Source organism: Paenibacillus allorhizoplanae, from assembly GCF_927798215.1.
Classification (GTDB): Bacteria; Bacillota; Bacilli; order Paenibacillales; family NBRC-103111; genus Paenibacillus_E; species Paenibacillus_E allorhizoplanae.
Window position 1 is genome coordinate 1 of the sequence record NZ_CAKMMW010000009.1, and the last position, 15,413, is coordinate 15,413.

15 protein-coding genes are annotated in these 15,413 nt (G+C 44.4%); 7 read left to right on the top strand and 8 right to left on the bottom strand.

Annotated elements, in window-relative coordinates; all coding sequences use genetic code 11:
* Positions 1-253: 253 nt before the first annotated feature.
* Positions 254-532: a hypothetical protein gene (locus L6I86_RS16115; RefSeq protein ID WP_236288685.1), complete on the bottom strand. Its 279-nt coding sequence runs from the start codon at positions 530-532 to the stop codon at positions 254-256.
* 166 nt (positions 533-698) lie between these two features.
* A complete protein-coding gene (locus L6I86_RS16120) occupies positions 699-1,913 on the bottom strand; it encodes an S-layer homology domain-containing protein (protein WP_236288688.1) in 1,215 nt (404 codons plus the stop codon).
* Between the two features lie 219 nt (positions 1,914-2,132).
* Between L6I86_RS16120 and L6I86_RS16125 the strand changes: the two genes are divergently transcribed.
* The 4 genes from L6I86_RS16125 (at position 2,133) to L6I86_RS16140 (ending at position 6,713) form a co-directional block, all read left to right on the top strand.
* Positions 2,133-3,788 carry an FAD-dependent oxidoreductase gene (locus tag L6I86_RS16125; RefSeq protein WP_236288690.1) on the top strand — a complete coding sequence of 552 codons (1,656 nt, stop codon included), beginning with the start codon at positions 2,133-2,135 and terminating at the stop codon, positions 3,786-3,788.
* Between the two features lie 153 nt (positions 3,789-3,941).
* On the top strand, positions 3,942-4,718 hold the full coding sequence (locus tag L6I86_RS16130; protein ID WP_236288692.1) for a DeoR/GlpR family DNA-binding transcription regulator: 777 nt from the start codon (positions 3,942-3,944) through the stop codon (positions 4,716-4,718).
* A complete protein-coding gene (locus tag L6I86_RS16135) occupies positions 4,711-5,535 on the top strand; it encodes an HAD family hydrolase (RefSeq protein ID WP_236288694.1) in 825 nt (274 codons plus the stop codon). Before L6I86_RS16130 ends, L6I86_RS16135 begins: the two co-directional genes overlap by 8 nt.
* Positions 5,532-6,713 carry an MFS transporter gene (locus L6I86_RS16140; protein WP_236288696.1) on the top strand — a complete coding sequence of 394 codons (1,182 nt, stop codon included), beginning with the start codon at positions 5,532-5,534 and terminating at the stop codon, positions 6,711-6,713. Before L6I86_RS16135 ends, L6I86_RS16140 begins: the two co-directional genes overlap by 4 nt.
* Before the next feature lie 108 nt (positions 6,714-6,821).
* On the opposite strand, the gene L6I86_RS16145 is transcribed toward L6I86_RS16140, so the two are convergent.
* From L6I86_RS16145 to L6I86_RS16155, 3 genes are all read right to left on the bottom strand, one after another.
* Entirely contained in the window at positions 6,822-7,367 is a 546-nt protein-coding gene (locus L6I86_RS16145; protein WP_236288697.1) for a hypothetical protein, read from the bottom strand.
* Positions 7,368-7,413: 46 nt separating this feature from the next.
* Positions 7,414-8,847, bottom strand: coding sequence for a DEAD/DEAH box helicase (locus tag L6I86_RS16150; RefSeq protein ID WP_236288699.1), 1,434 nt, complete (start codon positions 8,845-8,847; stop codon positions 7,414-7,416).
* Between the two features lie 85 nt (positions 8,848-8,932).
* On the bottom strand, positions 8,933-9,508 hold the full coding sequence (locus L6I86_RS16155; RefSeq protein WP_236288702.1) for an RNA polymerase sigma factor: 576 nt from the start codon (positions 9,506-9,508) through the stop codon (positions 8,933-8,935).
* Between the two features lie 479 nt (positions 9,509-9,987).
* On the opposite strand from L6I86_RS16155, the gene L6I86_RS16160 reads away from it, so the two are divergent.
* Positions 9,988-10,251, top strand: a complete 264-nt coding sequence (locus L6I86_RS16160) for a DUF2573 family protein (RefSeq protein ID WP_236288703.1) — start codon at positions 9,988-9,990, stop codon at positions 10,249-10,251.
* A 43-nt stretch (positions 10,252-10,294) separates the two neighbouring features.
* Here L6I86_RS16160 and L6I86_RS16165 read toward each other — a convergent pair whose 3' ends face one another.
* Together L6I86_RS16165 and L6I86_RS16170 are read right to left on the bottom strand one after the other, a co-directional pair.
* The gene (locus tag L6I86_RS16165; protein WP_236288705.1) at positions 10,295-11,071 is read right to left on the bottom strand and encodes an SDR family NAD(P)-dependent oxidoreductase; all 777 of its coding nucleotides are present in this window, start codon (positions 11,069-11,071) and stop codon (positions 10,295-10,297) included.
* Between the two features lie 69 nt (positions 11,072-11,140).
* A complete protein-coding gene (locus tag L6I86_RS16170) occupies positions 11,141-11,599 on the bottom strand; it encodes a chemotaxis protein CheX (protein ID WP_056613703.1) in 459 nt (152 codons plus the stop codon).
* Between the two features lie 281 nt (positions 11,600-11,880).
* Here L6I86_RS16170 and L6I86_RS16175 point away from each other — a divergent pair, with 281 nt between their 5' ends.
* Together L6I86_RS16175 and L6I86_RS16180 are read left to right on the top strand one after the other, a co-directional pair.
* On the top strand, positions 11,881-13,560 hold the full coding sequence (locus L6I86_RS16175) for a PAS domain-containing sensor histidine kinase (protein WP_236288708.1): 1,680 nt from the start codon (positions 11,881-11,883) through the stop codon (positions 13,558-13,560).
* Complete coding sequence (locus L6I86_RS16180) at positions 13,557-14,342, top strand: TIGR01457 family HAD-type hydrolase (protein ID WP_236288710.1); 786 nt, start codon at positions 13,557-13,559, stop codon at positions 14,340-14,342. The genes L6I86_RS16175 and L6I86_RS16180 overlap by 4 nt, the downstream gene beginning before the upstream one ends.
* A 479-nt stretch (positions 14,343-14,821) precedes the next feature.
* On the opposite strand, the gene L6I86_RS16185 is transcribed toward L6I86_RS16180, so the two are convergent.
* Positions 14,822-15,400, bottom strand: a complete 579-nt coding sequence (locus tag L6I86_RS16185; RefSeq protein ID WP_236288712.1) for a PadR family transcriptional regulator — start codon at positions 15,398-15,400, stop codon at positions 14,822-14,824.
* Positions 15,401-15,413 lie beyond the last annotated feature (13 nt).

The following is a 15,413-nucleotide window of genomic DNA, read 5'->3' on the forward strand; positions in this document are numbered from 1 at the left end:
CTCATTTGAAGCTAGCGAGATTTTGCAATCTCTTTTATAGTCGATTACTCGACTGTGCTTACTCACTCGTTGTTCAGTTTTCAAAGATCAATTTCTTTCTATTCCCAACTCGCTCTCACGAACAGGAATTATAATATATCATATTCATCCAACCAAATGCAAGCTTTATTTCTACAAATTTCGGTAAAAATTTGCAGCCCGTTTTGGCCGGACCAGTAATATACCATGGGTATTTGGATAATGCAATACCTTTTTAAAAAGAATATCGATTCAACTCTTGCACCACAAGTTCTTGCTCAAATTGCTCCTTTAATGAATCATTGCTCGGAGAAGTCGCAAGTCCAATTTCCTTGAACTCACGAATTAGATTCTGAATCTCATGAAGGTTACCTTGTTGCACATAATGCTCCGTCTGATTAATGACATGGAACGCCATGGCCTGGTACGCATCCGTAAAGCTTTGATCAACACCCTCTGCGCCTCGATAATCAGCATAATACCTTTTGAACGTATCCATTAAACTTTCTTCCATCATAACCATCTCCTCTCTTTATATAACATAGTTTCCCATTAACTTTACCAAATTATACAATATAACGAGCAACAAGCCCCATGCGAATTATGCAAGGAGCTTGTTGTGTGAATCTAACCTTTTTTATCTCTTATATAACTATTAGTAAGAATGCAACTTATTAGCTTTATTTAACGTCAATTGTAGTAACGGTTTGATTTTGGCCTTTAAGCTGAATCACGTGACCTGCTGAGAAGTTAGTTAGGTTTCCTGTCAAAGCGAAAGTTGAAGATACATTATATGTAGTTGATTGATCAACTCCATTGATATTTTGTGTGATTGTGATTGTCGCAATTTTACCTTGAGCGTTAATTGTTGTTGCAGTCAATGTACCCAAGATGTCGAAAGAAGTGTTTACAGGCGCATTACCTGTTACTTCTACGAATACAACAGTATTGTTGAATGTACGTACTTTAACTGTATCTCCAACAGCAATTTCAGTAGGGGCAACCTTTACACCATTACGCAATACGAAAACGTCTGGGTGCAAGTTATACACCGTAGTTGTACCGTTTTTAGTTAGGGAAAGAACATTGTTGTACACAGCTGTGTTTACAGTTCCTGAATTTGTGTTTTGATCTTCGCCAGGTAATTGCTCGTTCGTACGATCTAGAAGAGCTGCCAATTGAGCACGTGTTACGCTTTGATTAGGTTTGAAGGTATTGTCTTCAAAACCGTCGATTAAACCTTTATCAACCGCTACTTTCACATAACCAACGGATCCAGCTGGAATTTGTTTAGCATCCTTAAATGTAAGTGTGCTCGTCATGTTTGCTTTTGCTTCTGCTTCTAATTTCAATGCTTTCACTAGAAGTGTAGTTGCCCATAGACGGTTTGCATCTTCATTAGGTTTAACACTGTCATCACTCTCTGTGAACAGGTCGTTCTCAAGTGCTACTGCAACATAACCTACTGCCCAAGCAGGAATTTTGTCAGCATCTTTGAAGTTCAATTTTGTTTGCTTTTCAGCATCGGACTCGGCTTGCTCACGCAATCCCATCAAACGAACAGCTGCTGTAATCGCTTCAATGCGAGTTACTGTTTTCTCTGGTTTGAAGCTACCATCTTCATATCCTTCGAAAACACGTTTGGAAGCTAAGCTTGCAATATAACGCATTGCCCATTGTGAATTTTTCATATCGTTGAAATTAATGTTAATTGTTACATTTCCATTAATAACATTTTGTGTATAGCTCGTATTATTTTTAGATCCATTGTTATTATTGCCTTTACCACGATCGTCGTTTTTACTTCCATTTGCAAATGCGGCAGTTCCGCCACCAGCAACCATAGTTAGAACAAGACCTGTAGCTACGAATTTTTTCATTAGGTTTTTTTTCATTTTAAAATCTCTCCCTTAGTCATTTTATGGTTTATACATAAGATTAAGATGGAGCCTTCGCGAAGGGTTCCTGGTTATGCTACAAGGATTCGCCAATGCTTGTCAGTTTTTGGGGGTGCAGGTTGTAAATCTTTCAGAATCAATTCTCAAAGTCTATTAAATCCACCCTGAAACTGCTAAAATGAAGACCATATAGTCTAACGCTAAAGGAGCTCATGTATGCGCTTACGAAACCCGCGAGTTCAACTCGTTATTGCTCTGGCTGTACTCCTAATCGTTGTATCAGCCTTCTCATTCAGCAAGATTTGGTTCAAGCAAGGAAGCATGAACGTAACCGCAGTAGTTCCAACTGTTACCCATCAAGATACCCCTCAAGTGAGTGAAGTACCTTCAGCTGTACCCAGTCCAGATACGAAAATAGCGAGCGTTGCCACATATCCAACTGAAAACGTAGATGTTGTTGTAATTGGAAGTGAGCTTGAAGGTCTCTATTTGGCACGAGCTGCCATGGATGAAGGCCTCAAAGTGAAAATATTAGATCCCCATCAAGCCTTCGGCGGTCAAATCCTTCAAAGTCAGATGCTGTTTCTAGATGAAACACGAGATGAACAAGGACATTTACTCGTACAGGGGCGCGCTAAAGAACTTTTCGATGGCTTCCGCAACGCTAAGATTCGAAAGCTTTCTGAATTCACGACATATATGGACAAGTTAAGTAAAGATATCCCCATTGAGTCAGGCATCACGATTCAAGAGGTTGAACAAATTCAAACACCTGATTTTATGCACAAAATCCCATCCATCCTATATAAAACGAATAAAAATGAAGTTAAAAAAATTACGGCCTCCTATTGGGTAGATAACAGTGATTTTGCCGCATTAATGAGCCGCTTGGATGCTAAGCGTTTACCAGGTCTCGAGAAATTCTATGGGCAAAAAGATATTGAGTACATGAGCGCAGGCATGATGATGAAGTTTAAAAATGTAGATTGGAAGAAGTTCAATACGACCTTCAACTCACTAAAACCTGAGGAAAGATCGAAACAATTCGGCGGTGGAAGTGTCAGCGATAGTTTCGCCATTGGACTTAGCGGCATGACGAAGGCGTATCATCCTACTAATGATCGTGTTTTCCTAAGAGGTTTGAATGCCGTGAATCAACGTGATGGCGAAGTCCTCATTAATGCGTTGCTAGTCTATACCGTGGATCCTGCCAAGCCGGCGTCTGTGCAAGAAGCAGTCTATTTAGGAAATAAGGAAACAGCCCAGATCTTGCAGCATTTCCGAAAAACATTACCAGGCTGGGAGAAAGCTGAGCTAGGCGAACTGCCAACTTACCCTTATATTAGAGAATATAATCACTACGAAATGGACTATACCCTTAAACCATCTGATCTCCTTGGAGGTACGATGTTCTGGGACAATGTCAGTATTGGCGGTTATCCGCTTGATCTTCAAGGTACGAGTGCCAACAAATGGGGAATTGAGATGGGACGCCCTGACAAATACGGCATGCCGCTTCGCAGCTTTTTACTGAAAAATTATGAAAATGTCATAGCAGCAGGAAAAAATGTTGGTTCCTCCGCGATCGCATACGGCAGCACACGTATACAGCCAAACACGAGTTTGGCCGCAGAGTCCATTGGTGTCATCTTAGGCCAGCTGCATGGCAAGCAGAAACTTCGCGAAATTAAACCCGAAGACATGCTGAAGCTCCAAGCGTACTTAGCTACTCGGTATCAAATCAAGTTAACTGGCGTCACAGGGACTAACAAAATCACTGGTTGGAATGAAGAGGAAATTCGCAAACTGGATACTGGTGAAATCACTTATCCTAGCTACGTTCAAACACGTAAAAAACCAACCGTTAAATGAGATTTAGATCGTATCGACCGTGTCCTCGTTCATGTAACGAGTGAGCACGGTTTTTCTTTTCAAAAAAGGATTGAAAGCTAAGCAACATGCGTATACAATAAGTATTATACTTACATTCACTTACAAATACTTAAGTAAAGGAGGCTATCATCCTTGTTTCAAGAAGAACGACTCGTTTCCATCCTGGATTACTTAAAATCAAATAAGCGTATCTCCGTAGATCTGATTTGTGAGCTCTATGAAGTTTCTCGCGATACAGCTAGACGAGATATGGTCAAATTAGAGGAACAAGGATCCATCGTTCGTACGCGAGGTGGAGCAATTCTACCCACGCTTTCTAAAGAAGTCGGCAATTATGATCAGCGCCTTCAGGAGGAATCCACTTCTAAACTGACAATTGGTAAAAGAGCAGCTACACTCGTTCAAGATGGCGATTATCTGATGATGGATGCTTCAACAACTGTTCTGCATGCAGCTACTGCCCTGGCCTCTAAAAACAACATTGTCATCACAAGTTCCATTCAAACAGCCGCTATCCTTACTCGTAAGGATGGCATTACGATTCATATGCTTGGTGGTGTGCTAGATAATAAGCAACATAGTGTCTACGGGGCTAAGGCGATTGAAATGTTAAACGAGTATCACGTCGACAAGCTTTTCATTGGCACATGTGGTATTTCCGAGAATGGGCTATCCGCCCCCAATGAAGAGGATTGTTATTTAGTAAGAGCGATGATGGAGCATGCTGATCAAGTGATCGTTCTCGCGGATCATTCGAAATTCGGCAAGCGTCTGTTCCATCGTGTTGTAGGATTTGAAAGTATAGATATTCTGGTAACGGATCAAGCGCTGAGCGAGGAAATGAAAGAGCGCTTATTGGCCAGTGAGGTTGAAATCGTACTAGCAGGAGGAGAAGAACAACATGATTAAACTAATCGTTAGCGATCTGGACGGCACGCTGCTTGACCATCATAAGAAAGTCACAGAACGGGAGCTGAAAGCTCTACAGCAAGTGAGAGACGCAGGAATATTGCTTTGTCTGGCCTCTGGTAGAATGAATTCGGAGATGCAGAGAGTACTTCAAGATATAAATCATCAAGCTCATTCCGTTTCCCAAAATGGTGCTTTCATCCATTTGATGGATGGTGCGCTTCTGCAAGCGAAGTTATTTGATCCTTCCATCGCTCACCGCGTGTATCAACTCATCCAATCTTTCGATGTAGTTAAGTTTATCTGCTCCGGAAGTGCCAATTATATTGAGCGCTTGAGTCCTGCTTCCGACGAGATTCAGAAGAGAATGTTCGAACCTTTTATAGTCAAAAGCGAGATGGAACAATCCTTGAAGGATGCGTTTCCAATTTGTAAATTTTCACTATTCGGGCAGGAAGAGGATTTACTTGAGATCAAGTCGCTGTTAGAAAAAGACCTCTGTGATCAATTGGACATCTATATGGCTGATACGGATTGCCTCGATATCATGCCTCAGCAAGTTTCCAAGGGCAGCTCCCTCCTTACACTTCTTGCACATTTGGGATTAAAACCTGAAGAGATCGCATGTTTTGGAGACTCCTTTAATGATGTCTCGATGTTCGGTATTACTCCGCATAGCTTCGCCATGCATACAGCCCATTCTGATGTGAAAAAGGTTGCTGCGAATACCGTGAACTCTGTTTCCGAAGCGATTGCCCATGTACTGGCTTATAATGAAAAGTTTACAACTGAACGTAAAGGAAGCGCCGCATTATGAAACGATTATTAATTATGGGCTGCCTATCCTACTTATTAACAGGCTGCACGCACGTTATTTTTGGCGCTGTGTTACCTGAACTACTAGCCCATTATGGTCGAAGCTACAGTGGCGGAGGGTTGCTGGTCTTTTTGCAGTTTGGAGGTTTCATGCTAGGTGTGCTTGCGATGCCTACACTCATTCGTCGCATCAGTCGTCGAAGTACGATAACAATGGCATTTTGCTTCTTGTTTGTGGCTATGCTTGCTATTGGCTTACTCCCACCCTGGCCGGTGGTTATCGGGTTGACCTTCCTTGCAGGTATCTCCTTCGGACTCGTGGAGTCTAGTATCAGTACCTTCGTCCTCATGGCTGCGAAAGATCAACAAGCGGTTGCCTTCAGCAAGCTTGAAGTCTTCTTCGGACTAGGCGCTTTATTCATGCCGCTTGTATCCAGTCTACTCATTGCAAATGGGTTATGGAAACTTGCCTTTATGCTGCTGGGATTAAGCGCTCTTGCAACAGGCATCATTTGGTCAAAACTATCCTTAGGCGAACATGATGAATTACTTGCCCATAAAGCGGATCGTTCACAGAAAGCGGATCGAATTCCTGATCTTTCTAAAAAATCGTTCATTTTTTTAAGCTTGCTTATGACTGTCTTCTTCTTGTATTGCGGCATGGAAAATACGATTGTAAATTTCTTACCGTCAATCTTTAAGGATCAACTGCAGGCTTCAAGCTCTGTCTCTACACTCGGTGTCACCGCTTATTGGTTAACCATGGTTGTTGGTCGCTTATTCGCAGGTGCCTTAGCTGAGAAGATGACCTATTTCAAATACTTAGCTTTTTCGTTCGCTTTAAGCCTGATCACCGTAATCATTTGGGTGTTCAGCACAAATTTATGGAGCAGCTTTGCCGTCATTCTCTTGCTAGGGTTATTCATGTCAGGTATGTTCGCTGTTGCCCTAATTTATGCCAATCAACTGTTGCCTGGACGTACGGAGCAAACGACGAGTGCACTCATTGCCTCTGGTGGTTTAGGCGGAGCCATCCTGCCGCTTGGTGTCGGTTGGGGCATGGATCACTTCCATGTAGGTGTCTCGATCTGGTTTGTACTGATCAGTATGTGTGTTGTGTTTGGTATTATCATGTATACACGTAGATGGCAGGCTCCTGTGTTGGTGGCAAAAGCTTGATAATAGGAAAGCCTTGAAGTGAGAATGGACAGCGTGCAGATAACATTATTATAAAATAAAAAAACAGACCCTTCACATCCACTTAGGTGGCAGGAAGGGTCTTTCGTTTTACTGAAATGGCTTTAATTGAACGAGAATGGCATTGTCTTCGAACACCACATTTTTAATACCAATTAATTTAGGCAAGTATGATTGCAGTGGAATTTCAATCGGAGCTAGTTGAAGCCAAGTACTCGGCAGCTGCCAATTCCGGATCTGTGTATTCACATGCTGGATGACCAAGTTAGGCGGATCCCATGCTAATGTGAATGTCGCGTGGGCACCGATCGGAATCCGATCGCGCCATCTCACGTTTACATCCGCGTCTACCCTAGCACCCTGCAGATTCAACTCTGCACCTTCCATCCGAAAGTCATGTGGCAGTGTGCTGTGCGAGGCTAACTGCTTTTTCAGCAATTGATTTACTTCCTCTTCCGAAAGCCGTACGTCCAACTTTCGGGAGAGGATCATTTCTGCAATTTTGTTGCTGATGGCGATCTCTTTATATTGTAGATCTAGCGACTTTGTTGGTTTCACATACTGGATGACGATGAGTAGCATCACCGCGGCGATGACAGCCAGCATCAGGAGTGTGATCGTAACTTTCTTCAGCATGCTTTTACACCTCGCAGATCATGAGTAGGCTTCGCGAGGAAGCGCGCTACTCTTCTTTATTCTGCTGCTTCTCTTTCAGCCAGCGCGGAGCGCCCTTGCTCTTGCGATCGCGCTCGCGCTGCGCTTTGCTGACGGCCTTGCCTGCGGCGGCCGTCTTCCCTTGCGCTGCCGGTTTCGCCGGAGCAGCGGCCTGCTGGCCGCGCGCGTCTGGCGCCACGGCACTTACACGCACTGCGCTCGCCGGCGCGGCAGCCTCACGCGCGCCGGTGGAGCCGCTGCGCGAAGGTGCTGCGCTTGGGCGCGCGGCTTCACGGCGGCTGCGCATCGTAGCCGCACTGCGATCTTGGGCCGGGTCAACCAATCGGCCCTCATACATAGCCTTCGGCTCGATCGTGATGCCGAGCTGCTTCTCGAATTTCTCGATGATGAAGAGCTCTCTCGAGGTCACGATAGAAATCGAAGTCCCCTCACGCCCCATCCGGCCTGTCCGACCTACACGGTGAAGGTAATACTCCGCATTCGTCGCCACATCCAGATGGAAGACGTGCGTCACACCTTCAATATCAAGTCCTCTGGCAGCAACGTCAGTCGCCAACAATAATTGGAATTTCCCCTCACGGAAATTACCCATGACTTTGGCTCGATCCTGCTTGCTCGCTTCTCCATATAGAGCTTCAACAGAAAGCCCCACATATTGAAGCTTACCAACGACTTGTGCAATATCATCAGTTACATTAATGAAGACAATCGCTGAAGTCGGCTTAATCATCCGAACAAGTCTTCGGAGGGTGTCAATCTTTTCACGTTCCTGACACACGACATAGTGATGCTCCAACGTTTCAGCTGTACGCTGAGAGGGGTTAATTTTGATAATAACTGGATCCTTTAACCATCTGCCTGCTGCTTGCTCCGTACTTTGAGGGATTGTCGCCGAGACAAACACCATTTGACTCGTGCGAAGCATACCTTTGAGTACCGCTTCTACATCCTGCATAGAGCCAAGTTCAAACACCTGGTCAACTTCATCGACAATGCCCATTTTCACATGATGCAGCGTAAGCTTGCGAACTTTCATTAACTCAAGCAAACGTCCTGGCGTTCCAACAACGATATGCGGATGAAGGCGCAGCTTTTCGATCTGTCTGGCAACAGCCGCTCCACCAATCAAGGATTGTGAACGAATAGGTCCTCCGCTCGTCAATTTCTCAATTTCCTGCATGATCTGCATGCCCAACTCTCGGGTAGGGACAATAATCATGACTTGCAATTGTTTCTGTGTTGGATCAATTCGCTCCAAGGCAGGAAGCAAATAAGCTAGGGTTTTGCCCGTTCCCGTCTGGGATTGAATAATGGCGTCTTTCCCTTGCAGGAGAACTGGAATACCTTCCGCTTGAATCGGCGTTGGCTCACCAATCCCTAATTCTTGTAATTTATCTAAATAAGTCTGTGCAATCTGCAGCTGTTCGAAACTCGTACTCAATGCGATATACCCCTTTTCTCTTCCAACCTCATGCCCATATTATATGCTAGAGTGCTTCAGCAAACAAATATGTAGACGCTGTCCTCTATCTATCTGATCCCCATTCATCCAAAAACTTCTGTTTAATGGCATCCCGCGCACGAAAAAGCCTTTGTCGCACAACGCCTTCGGTCACACAAAGTTCACTAGCCATATCTTTATAAGATAAATTATGAATCCATTTCATAGCGATAATCTGTCTATAGGAAGGATTAAGTTGATTGATATACGCAATAACGGCTTCTCTCATGACTTTCATTTCAACCTCTACGTCCGGCGTAGCTGAATAATCCGAAGTTGGAGCTGACTCCTTTAAGGAGAACAATACCTCTGTCTCAAGTTCGTCACGGTTACGTCGATGTTTGCGCAAATGATTGAGAGTCACGTTCCGCGTAAGTCTCTTGAGCCAGCCCTCATATTTATCAATTTCCGTTAATAAAGGGGCTTTGTGAACCGCACGGAGAAAGGCTTCCTGGATAATATCCTCCACGGCAGCGTGATCTCTTAAAATAAAATTAATCATTGGATAAACGAGCAAGTAAAATTCTCTATAAATTTGTTCCTGCAACCCTTTATCTAATGTATTAAAGTCGCTGTTAAATATCTCTCTCAGTGACTTCATTCTATCCCCCCTAGCCTACAGGTAAAAAGACCCATCGGTTATCTACCTTATTTTAGGTTAAAAAGGGGGAGTAAACAATCGTTACTGCTAAAATAAATAGGAAAAATTTTCCCTATATAAAGGAAACGATTACATGTAAGATGGGAGTTGCTTCGCGACATTTTGACAGCCTCTTCTTCATCTATTGAGAAAACCTCTTTCGAAGCTACTCAAGGATGAGCGACCGCTGTTCCACCCCACAAAGTGATGATAAGCTTCGAAGTAAATTCCGTCCGCAACGAGTGGTAACTCGTTCGGCGTCTAAACTTACCCTAATTAGTTTTGTTGAGAGTTTAGACATTACTTTGTGGGGACCCCGAGACATGTAGGTTTTATCGCCAATATGAAAGCCGTTTTCGGTTTCCGAATACATATGCTTTCCTATGTGGTAAACTAAAAGTGCTCCAACTACTCTATTTCCATCCGAAGGGATGACGTACATGACTACCGATTTCGAAAACGATTTTAACACGTTGGTCGCCAAGACCGCAGAACTTATTACAGGTGATACTTCCCCAGAAATGATCGAGAAAATCAAAATATGGGCTTTCTTCAATCATGTTCATAAGGCACTGCCCGCACTAGCTTCCCACTGGAATCAATCCCATCCTGAGGGCAAAGCAGAAATGCGAAAGATTTTCGAAGAAATTCGTGCACTGAATCAAGCGAAGCAAGCAGCGAAGTCTGATCCATCCGAAACGTAGAAGAGGTAGTGAAAAAGCGACCCCACTGTGACTGGGAGCCGCTTTATTTTTTATTCATGATACCTGACGCCAACTTGTTAAAAAGGCGAGGAAATAAATGAAATAATTTAATCCCAACACCCGCTACAAAAGGCAGGTTCTTTTCTGGAATGTTTTTCTCGATAGCATGAATGAGCTCTTTGACTACTTTTTCAGGCTTTAACATAAACCAAGCGATGTTCTTGACATAATTACCGCTAGGATCCGCCTTGTCGAAAAATGGTGTCGCAATAGGACCTGGATTAATCGCTGTGACGGATACCCCTGTTCTCGCTAGTTCCATCCGCAAGCTATTTGTAAATCCTAACACCGCATGCTTGGTTGCTGAATAGGCTGTTGATTTGGCAGAACCAATTTTACCTGCCATTGAGGCAACATTGACAATATGGCCACTACCTGCTTTTAACATGTGCGGGAGTACTGCCTGCGTACAACGTACCAGCCCCAGATAATTTACATCCATCATCTCTTCAAAATGAGCAAGTGGCGCTTCCGTAAAGGATTCAAATATGCCATATCCAGCGTTATTAATTAGTATGTCAATTTGCCCAAACTCGGCGATGATGCGACTCACAACTTGATTTACCTCATCTGTTTGCGTCACATCCATGGCGTAGACAGCGTGTTTCCCCGGCAAGCTTGAAGCAATTTGTTTCAACATATCCGTACGCCGTGCTGTCAACACAGGAATCGCACCTTTTGCTGCTAATTGCTGCGCCGTCAATGCTCCAATTCCACTTGAAGCACCTGTAATCAAGACGACCTTGTTCTTGATTTCCAACTTATCCCACTCCCTTCGACAAAAAAAAGGAGCTACCATCATACTGGTACTCCAACGTTCCTACTTATATTACGTAATTAGTACTTGAATGTCTAGTTCACCAATGCCATCCATGATTAAAGGAATGGTTAATGCTCTTTTCGGCACAAATCCTGCTGCCGTTGCAGATTGGACTAACTTCGGTGGTGTAATGTCTACCCGAACGCCTTGGTTAAAGAGCATCGTGCTCGCATTACCACTAATCATATTGCCCAGTTCAGAAATGGCACTCTTACCCATTTCATCCATCTCAGTGATGACGAATCCACCCATCATGGCAGAAACCATTTTCAGAGCAACATCTTCAGCCAAGCCGAAAACGACGTCGCCTTCCATTTGTCCAGTCATACCAATTTGGATCCAGATATACTTTTCCACAAATTTGACGTCTTTAATGCCGAGCTGCCCTGTCGTTGGGCGAATGTTAGCAACTTGCTCGATGACGATTCTAGCCGACTCCAAAAAGGGATTAATGTACTCAGCCTTCATAGCTCCGCTCCGATCTCATTTGTGAATAAGTTCCACAGAAAAACGACCTTTTTCAACATTATACATAATATTTTAGGACAAGTATACTGTCAATTTAACAAAAATAGTTCCAACTACTCAGATACACGCCACAATTCTACCTTCATACTTAAATTGTCGAAACCTAGTATTGAAACGCCTCCAAATAAATTAATATACAAAAAGAATGGTAAATTATACAAAATAATAGCTATTCCTGTTAAACTATGAAAGAGAATCTCAAAAAGGAGAGATGAGAGTCAATGACGATGAACCCCCCTCCTGTAAGTATCCGAAAATTCACGATTTATCTGATACCCGTCATAGCGATTTTCGGTTTTCATTTATTTTATTTGCACCATTTGCCTTTTTTTCAACATAACCGTATGGCAAGCATCGCTCTCGATAGTGGTATGTTCGTCGTATTTATGTTACTCGCTTTATTCGGAATACGGCTGCTCAAGCGACGTGAAACCAGTATTTCGGAAACTGCTGAGCGATATAAATCACTATTCGATAACCATCCTGACTCTATCATTTCCTTTAGTTTAGAGGGTGAAATCCTTTCTTCGAATCATGGACTTGAAAGCTTGCTCGGATTGGGTGAAGAATCGTCCAAATCCGCCTCATTTCTTCCAATGATCCATCCTCCTGATCTACTCAAAACACTGCACCATTTCCAAGTGGCATCAGAAGGAATGCCCCAAAATTTCGATGCTTCTTTCTTACATCAAAATGGATTCCCTATCCCTTCTAATGTAACTTTTGTTCCTACCAAAGTGGGCAACCAAATCGTTGGGGTGTATGCTATTCTGAAAGATTTGACTGAGATCAGAGAACAGAAGAAAGAAATTGATAAGCTCTATAAACAAAATCAGCTCATTCTGAATTCGGTTTCGGAAGGCATTTATGGCATTGATACGAATGGACGTACTATTTTCTGGAACAAAGCCGCGGAAGCCATCACTGGTTGGAAAGTGGATGAAATGCTAGGTAGACGCATACATAACCTGATTCGGCCGCTTCATGAGAATGGCACTTTGGTCATACCTGAGGATAATGCGACAGTAAATACGATGCTTCAACGTGAAGGCGCGATAATGAATGAAGATTTGTTTTGGAAAAAAGATGGAACCAGCTTTCCAGTAGAGTACATGTCCAGTCCTATGCTAGATGGTGGTGGTCAGCTCTTAGGTACCGTCATTACATTCAGTGATATCACAGAATTGAAGAAGACGCAGGAATTGCTTATTAAATCGGATAAGCTATCTGCCGTTGGACAATTGGCTGCTGGTGTTGCACATGAGATTCGCAATCCGCTGACCGCGTTAAAAGGATTCCTCAAGCTGCTCAAAACAAGCTCTGCCAAGGAGCAATATTACATTGAAATTATGCAAAAAGAGCTGCAGCGTATAGAATTCATTGTGAATGAGTTTTTATTTGTATCCAAACCTCAGGCTACTCATTTCGTTACTAGTACGTTATACACGATCATCATGAGCACTGTAGAGTTACTTCAACCACAAGCACTGCTCTCTAATATCGAAATTGAAGCAGAGGTTGACTCAGGGCTTCCGCCAGTCATGTGTGATGAAAATCAAATCAAACAGGTCTTCATTAATATTATGAAAAATGCGATAGAGTCGATGACGCAAGGTGGCAGTCTGCACATTCATGCAGAGCTGAAAGGTTCGGGCAGTCAAATTCTTGTTCGTTTCGTGGATCAGGGCTGCGGCATTTCACCTGAACGTCTTCCCAAACTTGGAGAACCCTTCTATAGTACGAAGGAAAAAGGAACAGGACTTGGCTTAATGGTTTGTTATCGGATCATTGAAGCGCACGGTGGGTTCATGAACATTAGCAGTAAACTTACGGAGGGGACGATCGTCGAGATCACACTGCCGACAACAACTTACCTATCTAAAGGAGAAGCAACAGGATGAACGGATTTTTAATCGATCTAGATGGCACACTTTACAGAGGGCACGAGCCTATCCCTGGTGCCGCTGCTTTCTTGCAATGGCTCCAGCAGGAGCAATTGCCTTACCTCTTGGTGACGAACAATTCGTCCCGCACCCCCGATCAGGTTGCCGAGCATCTACAAGCGCTCGGCATGGAGGTACCCGCTGCAGCCGTCTATACATCTTCGCAGGCGGCTGCGCAGTACTTGACCGAGCAGCGCGCTGGCCAGCGCGTGCATATGATCGGCGAAGACGGCCTGCGGATTGCTTTGGACGCAGCCGGTTTCGCGCTGGATGAGACGACGCCGGATTACGTCGTCCAAGGCATCGATCGCAGCTTCACCTACGGGAAGCTGACGGAAGCGGTCCGCCATCTGAAGCATGGCGCGACCTATGTCTTAACCAACCCCGACCGGATGCTTCCGTCGGATGGAGGGCTTATGCCAGGGGCTGGCTCCCTGGCAGCTGCGATCACCGCCGCTTCCGGCGTGGAGCCGGTGGTGATCGGTAAGCCTTCGCCGATCATCATGGCGTATGCCATTGAGCGGCTCGGTCTGCCTGCCGCCGATGTCTGGGTCATCGGCGATAACGTGCACACCGACATCCGCGGAGGCGCGATGGCGGGGTGCCGCACTGCTCTTGTCTTGACGGGCGTCGCGACGCCAGACAATGTGCACGAGCAGCTGGCGTCGGCTGGCTTGACGCCGGACTTGGTCTGCACGGATTTGCCCCAGTTCATAGCGCAGCTGAATGACTGCAGATAACTTAGTGTCAAATATCTCCCACCTTTGCATTAGTTACAACTTAAAACAGCCCTCAACATTCAGACAAGTTGAGGGCTGTTTTGCGTTTACGTTCAACTGAGACGTCGATTTTCGACGTCTCAGAGCCGGATTGGTGCGAACGAGCCACTGAGCCTGCAATTTCGAACGTCTCACAAGTGTGTTTCGTCAAGCTAGCTACTTTGTTCAACTGAGACGTCGATTTTCGACATCTCGGAGGCAGATTGGTGCGAACGAGCTGCTGAGCCTTCAATTTCGAGCGTCTCACACGTGTGTTTCGTCAAGCTAGCTACTTTGTTCAACTGAGACGTCGATTTTCGACATCTCGGAGGCAGATTGGTGCGAACGAGCTGCTGAGCCTGCAATTTCGAACGTCTCGCACGTGTGTTTCGTCAGGCTATCTGATTTGTTTTAAAAAAGCACTACCTTGTTAAACAAGGTAGTGCTTTTTTAAATTTGCTTCACTCGATCCGATCCCAATCCACATCGAGCTCCGAGTTTCTTTCCTGCAGCCTGCCGTCTCGGGCATCCTGCTGCAGCTCTTCTAGCCATTTCAACTCGGTGAAAGCACGTTTATAGCTGCCGACCATCATTTGCAAGACAACGCGCGGAACAATGTTCAAATGCTCGTTGTACAAACTTTTCATCTTATTCATGATCATTTTCTGTTCCAAAATTTTATGTTCAAGAATATCTGCAATCTTGGCTTGATCACCGTGAACGGTAAATGGCAGTGCCACATAAAGCGGATGATAATGTTTGATTTCTTCATGCAATTGATGAGACAACAGTTCTTGAAATTTTTGCCTACCAGCTTCGGTAATTTGATAAATGGTTTTCTCGGGCCGATTCGTATCGCGCACGACTTCTAAAGCTTCTACATGACCCTCCTTATGCAGTTGATCCATGGCATAGTAGAGCGAGCCGTCTTGCAGTTTCATATAATTCGTCATACCGCGATCTTTCATCGTTTGACGAATCTCATAGGTATGCCGATTGGCTTCCATTAATAGTCCGAGAATGACCAGCTTCATCGACATTTGTGTTAACCTC

What these genes read in the sequence shown, in the direction of transcription:
- L6I86_RS16115 (WP_236288685.1), bottom strand. Translation starts at nt 532, where the DNA reads ATGGAAGAAAGTTTAATGGATACGTTCAAAAGGTATTATGCTGATTAT.
- L6I86_RS16125 (WP_236288690.1), top strand. Translation starts at nt 2,133, where the DNA reads ATGCGCTTACGAAACCCGCGAGTTCAACTCGTTATTGCTCTGGCTGTA.
- L6I86_RS16170 (WP_056613703.1), bottom strand. Translation starts at nt 11,599, where the DNA reads ATGAAGGCTGAGTACATTAATCCCTTTTTGGAGTCGGCTAGAATCGTC.
- L6I86_RS16175 (WP_236288708.1), top strand. Translation starts at nt 11,881, where the DNA reads ATGACGATGAACCCCCCTCCTGTAAGTATCCGAAAATTCACGATTTAT.
- L6I86_RS16180 (WP_236288710.1), top strand. Translation starts at nt 13,557, where the DNA reads ATGAACGGATTTTTAATCGATCTAGATGGCACACTTTACAGAGGGCAC.
- L6I86_RS16135 (WP_236288694.1), top strand. Translation starts at nt 4,711, where the DNA reads ATGATTAAACTAATCGTTAGCGATCTGGACGGCACGCTGCTTGACCAT.
- L6I86_RS16145 (WP_236288697.1), bottom strand. Translation starts at nt 7,367, where the DNA reads ATGCTGAAGAAAGTTACGATCACACTCCTGATGCTGGCTGTCATCGCC.
- L6I86_RS16185 (WP_236288712.1), bottom strand. Translation starts at nt 15,400, where the DNA reads ATGTCGATGAAGCTGGTCATTCTCGGACTATTAATGGAAGCCAATCGG.
- L6I86_RS16160 (WP_236288703.1), top strand. Translation starts at nt 9,988, where the DNA reads ATGACTACCGATTTCGAAAACGATTTTAACACGTTGGTCGCCAAGACC.
- L6I86_RS16155 (WP_236288702.1), bottom strand. Translation starts at nt 9,508, where the DNA reads ATGAAGTCACTGAGAGAGATATTTAACAGCGACTTTAATACATTAGAT.
- L6I86_RS16120 (WP_236288688.1), bottom strand. Translation starts at nt 1,913, where the DNA reads ATGAAAAAAAACCTAATGAAAAAATTCGTAGCTACAGGTCTTGTTCTA.
- L6I86_RS16140 (WP_236288696.1), top strand. Translation starts at nt 5,532, where the DNA reads ATGAAACGATTATTAATTATGGGCTGCCTATCCTACTTATTAACAGGC.